Source organism: Chryseobacterium endalhagicum, from assembly GCF_016745235.1.
Lineage (GTDB): Bacteria > Bacteroidota > Bacteroidia > Flavobacteriales > Weeksellaceae > Chryseobacterium > Chryseobacterium endalhagicum.
On sequence record NZ_JAELVM010000010.1, the window covers coordinates 1 to 1,553 of the forward strand.

A 1,553-nucleotide genomic window follows, 5' to 3' on the forward strand; every position below is an offset into this window, starting at 1 on the left:
AAGACGCTCTAAAATGAGATGTTCCAGCCGCACCTTCCGGTACGGCTACCTTGTTACGACTTAGCCCTAGTTACCTGTTTTACCCTAGGCAGCTCCTGTTACGGTCACCGACTTCAGGTACCCCAGACTTCCATGGCTTGACGGGCGGTGTGTACAAGGCCCGGGAACGTATTCACCGCGCCATGGCTGATGCGCGATTACTAGCGATTCCAGCTTCATAGAGTCGAGTTGCAGACTCCAATCCGAACTGAGACCGGCTTTCGAGATTCGCATCACATCGCTGTGTAGCTGCCCTCTGTACCGGCCATTGTATTACGTGTGTGGCCCAAGGCGTAAGGGCCGTGATGATTTGACGTCATCCCCACCTTCCTCTCTACTTGCGTAGGCAGTCTCACTAGAGTCCCCAACTTAATGATGGCAACTAGTGACAGGGGTTGCGCTCGTTGCAGGACTTAACCTAACACCTCACGGCACGAGCTGACGACAACCATGCAGCACCTTGAAAAATGTCCGAAGAAAAGTCTATTTCTAAACCTGTCATTTCCCATTTAAGCCTTGGTAAGGTTCCTCGCGTATCATCGAATTAAACCACATAATCCACCGCTTGTGCGGGCCCCCGTCAATTCCTTTGAGTTTCAGACTTGCGTCCGTACTCCCCAGGTGGCTAACTTATCACTTTCGCTTAGTCTCTGAATCCGAAAACCCAAAAACGAGTTAGCATCGTTTACGGCGTGGACTACCAGGGTATCTAATCCTGTTCGCTCCCCACGCTTTCGTCCATCAGCGTCAGTTGTTGCTTAGTAACCTGCCTTCGCAATTGGTGTTCTAAGTAATATCTATGCATTTCACCGCTACACTACTTATTCCAGCTACTTCAACAACACTCAAGACTTGCAGTATCAATGGCAGTTTCACAGTTAAGCTGTGAGATTTCACCACTGACTTACAAATCCGCCTACGGACCCTTTAAACCCAATAAATCCGGATAACGCTTGCACCCTCCGTATTACCGCGGCTGCTGGCACGGAGTTAGCCGGTGCTTATTCGTATAGTACCTTCAGCTAGATACACGTATCTAGGTTTATCCCTATACAAAAGAAGTTTACAATCCATAGGACCTTAATCCTTCACGCGGGATGGCTGGATCAGGCTCTCACCCATTGTCCAATATTCCTCACTGCTGCCTCCCGTAGGAGTCTGGTCCGTGTCTCAGTACCAGTGTGGGGGATCACCCTCTCAGGCCCCCTAAAGATCGTAGACTTGGTAGGCCGTTACCCTACCAACTATCTAATCTTGCGCGTGCCCATCTTTATCCACCGGAGTTTTCAATTTCAAATGATGCCATTCAAAATATTATGGGGTATTAATCTTCCTTTCGAAAGGCTATCCCCCTGATAAAGGCAGGTTGCACACGTGTTCCGCACCCGTGCGCCGCTCTCAGTCTCCCGAAGGAAACCTACCGCTCGGCTTGCATGTGTTAGGCCTCCCGCTAGCGTTCATCCTGAGCCAGGATCAAACTCTCCATTGTATGTTTTTCCTGACCCGCTCAAAGT

The 1,553-nt window shown here is 49.9% G+C and carries 1 rRNA gene; it reads right to left on the minus strand.

Going from position 1 to position 1,553, the window contains the following annotated elements:
- Positions 1-11 precede the first annotated feature (11 nt).
- A 16S ribosomal RNA gene (locus tag JET18_RS21855) occupies positions 12-1,528 on the minus strand.
- Positions 1,529-1,553: the final 25 nt, after the last annotated feature.